At 67.6% G+C, this 5,729-nt stretch carries 9 protein-coding genes; 8 read left to right on the forward strand and 1 reads right to left on the reverse strand.

From position 1 onward, the window contains the following. The 8 genes from AC1DYX_RS26755 to AC1DYX_RS26790 form a co-directional block, all read left to right on the forward strand. Positions 1-960: flagellar hook-length control protein FliK (locus tag AC1DYX_RS26755; RefSeq protein WP_477264531.1), on the forward strand; the 960-nt coding region annotated here is incomplete at its 5' end. A gap of 49 nt (positions 961-1,009) precedes the next feature. After that, positions 1,010-1,471, forward strand: coding sequence for a flagellar basal body-associated FliL family protein (locus tag AC1DYX_RS26760; protein ID WP_477264533.1), 462 nt, complete (start codon positions 1,010-1,012; stop codon positions 1,469-1,471). A 24-nt stretch (positions 1,472-1,495) separates the two neighbouring features. Beyond that, positions 1,496-2,227, forward strand: coding sequence for an RNA polymerase sigma factor FliA (gene fliA, locus AC1DYX_RS26765; protein WP_477264535.1), 732 nt, complete (start codon positions 1,496-1,498; stop codon positions 2,225-2,227). A 25-nt stretch (positions 2,228-2,252) separates the two neighbouring features. Then, complete coding sequence (gene motA / locus AC1DYX_RS26770) at positions 2,253-3,143, forward strand: flagellar motor stator protein MotA (protein ID WP_477264545.1); 891 nt, start codon at positions 2,253-2,255, stop codon at positions 3,141-3,143. Between the two features lie 18 nt (positions 3,144-3,161). Continuing rightward, complete coding sequence (locus tag AC1DYX_RS26775; protein WP_477264537.1) at positions 3,162-4,127, forward strand: flagellar motor protein MotB; 966 nt, start codon at positions 3,162-3,164, stop codon at positions 4,125-4,127. 29 nt (positions 4,128-4,156) lie between these two features. Beyond that, the gene (flgM, locus tag AC1DYX_RS26780; RefSeq protein ID WP_477264539.1) at positions 4,157-4,438 is read left to right on the forward strand and encodes a flagellar biosynthesis anti-sigma factor FlgM; all 282 of its coding nucleotides are present in this window, start codon (positions 4,157-4,159) and stop codon (positions 4,436-4,438) included. 4 nt (positions 4,439-4,442) lie between these two features. Beyond that, positions 4,443-4,871, forward strand: a complete 429-nt coding sequence (gene flgN / locus AC1DYX_RS26785) for a flagellar export chaperone FlgN (RefSeq protein ID WP_477264541.1) — start codon at positions 4,443-4,445, stop codon at positions 4,869-4,871. After that, complete coding sequence (locus tag AC1DYX_RS26790) at positions 4,858-5,598, forward strand: glycoside hydrolase family 73 protein (RefSeq protein ID WP_477264543.1); 741 nt, start codon at positions 4,858-4,860, stop codon at positions 5,596-5,598. The genes flgN and AC1DYX_RS26790 overlap by 14 nt, the downstream gene beginning before the upstream one ends. Here the strand turns inward: AC1DYX_RS26790 and AC1DYX_RS26795 are convergent. Continuing rightward, on the reverse strand, positions 5,588-5,725 hold the full coding sequence (locus AC1DYX_RS26795; RefSeq protein ID WP_477264547.1) for a flagella basal body P-ring formation protein FlgA: 138 nt from the start codon (positions 5,723-5,725) through the stop codon (positions 5,588-5,590). The genes AC1DYX_RS26790 and AC1DYX_RS26795 overlap by 11 nt on opposite strands. Between the last annotated feature and the right edge of the window lie 4 nt (positions 5,726-5,729).

Raw genomic sequence — 5,729 nt, forward strand, 5'->3', positions numbered from 1 at the left:
CAACCGGCCGTCCCCGGCGCGGACGATGGCGCCACGCCCGCGCTTGCCGGCACGCCGGCCGTCGGGACGCCGGCCACGGACAGCACGTCGACGGACGACGCCAAGGCGGCCGCCACCGGAACGCCGGCCGCGCCGGACAGCACGCTGCTGGCCGCGATGGCGATGCCGCTGATGCCGCTGTCGCCGCAACAGGTCACGCAGGCCGTGCAAGCCGCCCAGGGCGGTGCGCGCGCCGGAAGCGAGAAGGCCGCCGACGCGCCGGTCCAGCCGCAGGCCGTGTCCGGCCAGGCCGGCCGCAGCGCCGCACTGGCCCTGCCCCAGGCCGCCATCGCCCAGGCGACGCAGTCCGATGCGACGGCGCCGAAGGCCGTCCAGGGGAATACGACGGGCGGCGGCAACACCGGTACCGACGCGCAGGATGCGAACCCGGACCACGCCCCCGTCCAGGCCGGCACGAATGCCGCGGCCATGTCCCTGCCGGGCGTCGCCGGTGCCCAGCCGGCCCAGCCGGCCGCCGACACCGTCAAGCTGGCCGGCCCGCCGACCACATGGCGCCAGAGTCTGCAGGAAACGCTGGKTGACCGCCTGAACGTCCACGTCGCCAACAACGTGCAACAGGCCACGATCAGCATCGAGCCGCCCCAGCTGGGCCGCATCGATATCGCGATCCGCCACAGCGCAGGCACGCTGGAAGTGAACATCTCGGCCTCGAACGGCGACGTGCTGCGCCAGCTGCAGACCGTCAGCGACAACCTGCGCAACGACCTGGCACAGCGCCAGTACACCGAGGTCGCCGTGACCGTGACGCCTCTACCCAGGAACCAAGCGGCGCCGTTCGGYGACCCGCAGCAGCAGGGCCGCGGCCGCCAGCAAGGCCGCGACCAGGATAACGAGCCCGGCCGTGGTCTGGCCGAAGCCGGCAACCCCGCGTCCGTGTTCAACCTCGGTCTCGACTCGTAAGCAACGGATGCATCGATAGCGCCGCGTGGCGCTTACCAACATGAGCAAAATGAAAATGATTATCGCCATCGCCGGCGCCGTGATCGTCAGTGCGGCCGGCGCAGGTGGCGCGGTGTGGTGGTTCATGCCGAAGCCCGCGACGGCGGCCGGCGTCGCGAAGAAGGTGGAGCCCGACAAGCCGAAGGACGGCAAGCCGCTCAAGTACGTGACCCTGGACAAGGTGATCGTGATGCTGCGCCGCGGTCCGGACGAAGCGGACACGCATTACCTGTCGACGGACCTCGTGCTGTCGGCGGAGGCATCGAAGGAAAAGGAAACGAAGGAAAACCTGCCGCTGCTGCGCAGCCTGGCGGTGCGGACCCTGTCGGCCTACACGATGCGCGAAGCGTCCAACATGACGGTCGAGCAGTACGCGGAGCAGTTGAACAAATCCTTCGACGCCAATTATGAGCACGAGCACACGGAAAAACCGTTCGTGCAAGTCATGATCGGCAAGCTGATCATCGAATAATTCATCGGGGACAACGTGGGTTACATGACCGACTACGCCGACAGCTACGCCAGCAGCGAATATCTCGACAGCGCCGTCCACGCCGCCATGAGCGCGGCCGAGGAACAGAAACACCTCGTCGCGTATGCGCCGCTGGTGAAGCGCATCGCGCGCCAGCTGAACTCGCAGGTGTCGGGCGCGATGGGACGCGAGGACATGGAACAGATCGGGCTGATGGGCCTGCTCGAAGCGCTGCGCCGCTACGGCACGCCGGACACCGGTTTCTCCAGCTATGCCTCGCTGCGCGTGCGCGGCGCGATCCTCGACGAACTGCGCCGCCAGGACTGGCGTCCACGCGCCGTGCGCCAGGACAGCCACAAGATGCGCGACGCCGTGCGCGCCCTCACCCGCAAGCTCGGCCGTGAGCCGAACGACAAGGAAGCGGCGGACGCGCTCGGCCTCAGCCAGGAAGAATGGCGCCAGTTCCTGCTGGACGACTGCGCCGAGGAATTGCTCRGCTTCGACGACATGCTGCAGGAAGCCACCGAGCGCGCCCACAGCGCCCCCGGTCCGGAAGAACAGTTCATGGTGCGCCGCAGCCTCGAGCAGGCGCTGTCCGCCCTGAACGAACGCGAGCAGCGCGTGATCCAGATGATTTATGAGTTCGAGCTCAGCTACAAGGAAATCGCGGCCGTGCTCGACCTGTCCGACGCCCGCGTGTGCCAGCTCAACAAGAGTGCGCTGGCCAAGATGAAAGCGGCGCTGGCCCAGGCCTGAACGACAAGACAAGAAAGGTATAACAATCATGCAAATCCTTGGCATCCTCATCGTGCTCGGCGCCGTGTTCGGCGGCTACCTCATGATGGGCGGAAGCGCCCTCGCCATCTGGCAGCCGACCGAGATGCTCGTCATCTGCGGCGCCGCCGTCGGTGCGCTCGTGCTGGGCAACCCCAAGCACGTGCTGGCCGAACTGTTTTCCCAGGTCAAGAAGGTCGCGCGCAAGCACAAGCACGACTCCGAGTTCCAGCGCCAGCTGCTGCTGCTGATGTACGAACTGCTGCAGACGGCCGCCGGCGGCCTGAAGGCGCTCGACGCCCACGTCGAGGCACCGAAGGACAGCCCCATGTTCCAGCGCTACCCGCGGGTCCTGGAAGAGCCGAAGCTGCTGGCTTTCATCGTCGACAACTTCCGCCTGATGGCGATGGGCAAGATCAACGCCCACGAGCTGGAAGGCGTGCTCGAGCAGGAACTCGAAGCCATCCATGATGAACTGACCCAGCCCTCGAAGTCGCTGCACAAGATCGCGGAGGCGATGCCGGGCTTCGGCATCCTGGCCGCCGTGCTGGGTATCGTGATCACGATGAACTCCGTCGGCGAAGGCGCCGACACCGCCGAGATCGCCGAACACGTCGGCGCCGCGATGGTCGGTACGTTCATCGGCATCTTCTTCTGCTACGGCGTGCTCGACCCGATCTCCGGCATGATGAAACAGCTGGTCAATTCGGAAGCGTCGACCATGGAAACCGTCAAGGTCGTGCTGTGCACCCACGTGGCCGGCAAGCCCCCGCTGCTGGCGATCGACGCGGGCCGCCGGCTGATCCAGCTGAACACCAAGCCCAGCTTCGCCCAGCTCGAAGCCTGGATCAACGCGATGGCCGACGGCGAGGATGCCGGCGCCAGGCGCAAGGCCTGATCCGGACCGGAGCGACCAGTGCAAGCAACCAAAAAAGGCGCCGACAAGCACGAAGCCACCATCGTCAAGCGTGGCGGCAGCAAGCATCACGACGACGAACACAGCGGCGCCTGGAAAGTGGCGTTCGCCGACTTCTGCATGGCGCTGATGGCGCTGTTCCTCGTGCTGTGGCTGATCGCCGCGCGCGATGCCCAGCAGGTCAAGACCATCGTGCGCGACAACACGGCCAGCGGCCTGCTCGAAGGCACCGGCGGCAAGCCCGAAATCAAGTCGAGCCCGGCCGGCAGTCTGATCGAACGCTTCCAGCTCCCGAAGAGCAATGGCGGCGCCGAAGGCCCCGCCGCCGGCGCCAGGGCGAACACGTCGACGACGCGCACGAAGTACGAATCGCCGTCCGAACTGGCGGCACTGGCGCACCAGCTGGAACAGATGAGCGTGGACGCCGGCCTCGCCTCGAATCTTGCCACCGTGATCACGCCCGATGGCCTGCGCGTGATGCTGCACGATACCGACCGCCAGGGCATGTTCGTGCGCGGCAGCCCGCTGCCGACCGCCCGCTTCGCCAAACTGTTGCGCGCAATGGCACCGCTGTTCGAAAAAATGGAAAATCAGATGCTGATCGTAGGCCACACGGACTCCGTGCAGTACACTAACGCCGGACCGACCAGCTATTCGAACTGGAGCCTGTCGGTCAACCGCGCGCTGGCTGCGCGCGCCGAACTGCTCGTCGGCGGCATGCGGGGAGAGACCATCCTGCAGCTGGTCGGCATGGCCGATCGCGCCCCGATCGACACGGCCCATCCGGATGCATCCGTGAACCGCCGCATCGAATTGCTGATCCTGACCGGCAAGCAGGCAGCAGGCATGAAGGCGATGTTCGGCACCCCGGCGGCCACCGACCCTCTGACCCAAGACGCGTCCACGTCCAGGACGGACGATCCGGCGCTCAAGGAACTGCGCAGCCAGATGGCAAAGAAACCATGACGATTCAATCGAAAACCCGAGGACCACGCATGAAGATCTCCAGCGCCTCCACCTCTTCCGTCTCGATCGCCCCGCAGGCGGGCGGCGCCGCCGCGCCGGCTGCGGCCCCTGTCGCCGCGCCCGCAGGCAACGATGCCCTCGAATCCGCCGTGCTGCAACCCGCGCAGAAAGCGCTCGGCACTCTGCCCGACTTCGACGCGGCCCGCGTGGCCGAACTGCGCGATGCGTTGGCCAAGGGCGAACTGCCGTTCGACGCGGGTCGCCTGGCCGGCCTGATCCAGCGTTTCCATGGCAGCGGCAACAAGGCTTGACCCCATGAGCCGCATGACCCGCGACCAGGCCGTTGCGCGCCTGCTGGACGGCATCGATGCCGACATCGAAGCAGGCGGCACGATCCGCGACCTGCTGGAAAGCCAGTTCCAGGCCGCCCTGCGCCACCGCGGCGGCGAACTCGCCGCGCTGGCCGAACGACTGACGCCCGAGCTGGATGCGATGGAACAGCGCCGCCAGCAGCGCGTGCAACTCGTGCGCGCCCTGCTGGGCCAGCAGGCGACGATGGACGACCTGTTCGRCAGCCTGCCGGACTCGCTGCGTACACGCGGCCAAACCGGCTGGGACCGCCTCGAAGCGCTGGTGCGCGACTGCAAGCAGGCGACGGTCCGCAACGGCAACCTGATGGCTGAACAATTTACGATCATGCAGCGCCTGCTGCACGGCGAAGACGATACCTATGCGCCACGCTGAATTCACGACGTCGATTCCAGCCCTCACCCCGACCTCCTCCACCGCGCCGACCGCGCCCTTGAGCAATGGCGGCGGCAAATTCGGCGGCATCTTCAACGAGGTGCGGGGCGAAGTCTCGGACTTCATCCAGAACGGCGGCGGCGGCTTCACGACCGCCGCCACGCTCAGCGCCGAAGGCCGCATGTGGGCCGCGCGCAGCCAGGGCGCCACGGCGGCCGTCGCTACGGCGGCCGCCGTCATGGGCGACGGCGCCGATGCCTCCCCCGACCAGCAGGCGTTCCTGGACAGTATCGCCCCGTGGGCCAAGGAGGCGGCCGACAAGCTGGGCGTGACGCCCGAGCTCGTTTCTGCGCATGCCGCGCTGGAATCCGGCTGGGGCCAGCGCCCGCTGCGCAATCCGGACGGCAGCTCGACCCATAACCTGTTCGGCATCAAGGCCGGTGCCAGCTGGCACGGCGGCGTGGCCGAATCCGCCACGACGGAATACGTGGGCGGCGCCGCCCTGAAGACGAGCGCGCGCTTTCGCGCCTATCCGGACCAGGCCAGCGCCTTCCGCGACTATGCGCAGATGCTGATCGACAATCCCCGCTTCCGCGGCGCGCTCGGCACCGGCAACGACGCCCAGGCATTCGCCGCCGGCCTCGCCAAGGGCGGCTACGCCACCGATCCCTCGTATGCGGCCAAGCTCACCCGCCTGGCGGGCAAACTGCAAGGCATCAGTGGCTGATCTCCATATCGACCGGCTCGACCGTACCCGGGCCGGCCACGCGCATGCGCACCACCTGGCCGCTGCCGGCGTTGCGCACGCGCACGAAGGCACCCTTGCCGCCCGCATCCAATGCCTCCCCGGCCATGCTC

The organism is Massilia sp. P2_C2, from assembly GCF_056404615.1.

Bases quoted from the DNA above. Each gene is read 5' to 3' on its own strand.
- AC1DYX_RS26790 (WP_477264543.1), top strand. From the start codon at position 4,858: ATGCGCCACGCTGAATTCACGACGTCGATTCCAGCCCTCACCCCGACC.
- AC1DYX_RS26795 (WP_477264547.1), bottom strand. From the start codon at position 5,725: ATGGCCGGGGAGGCATTGGATGCGGGCGGCAAGGGTGCCTTCGTGCGC.
- flgM (WP_477264539.1), top strand. From the start codon at position 4,157: ATGAAGATCTCCAGCGCCTCCACCTCTTCCGTCTCGATCGCCCCGCAG.
- AC1DYX_RS26760 (WP_477264533.1), top strand. From the start codon at position 1,010: ATGAAAATGATTATCGCCATCGCCGGCGCCGTGATCGTCAGTGCGGCC.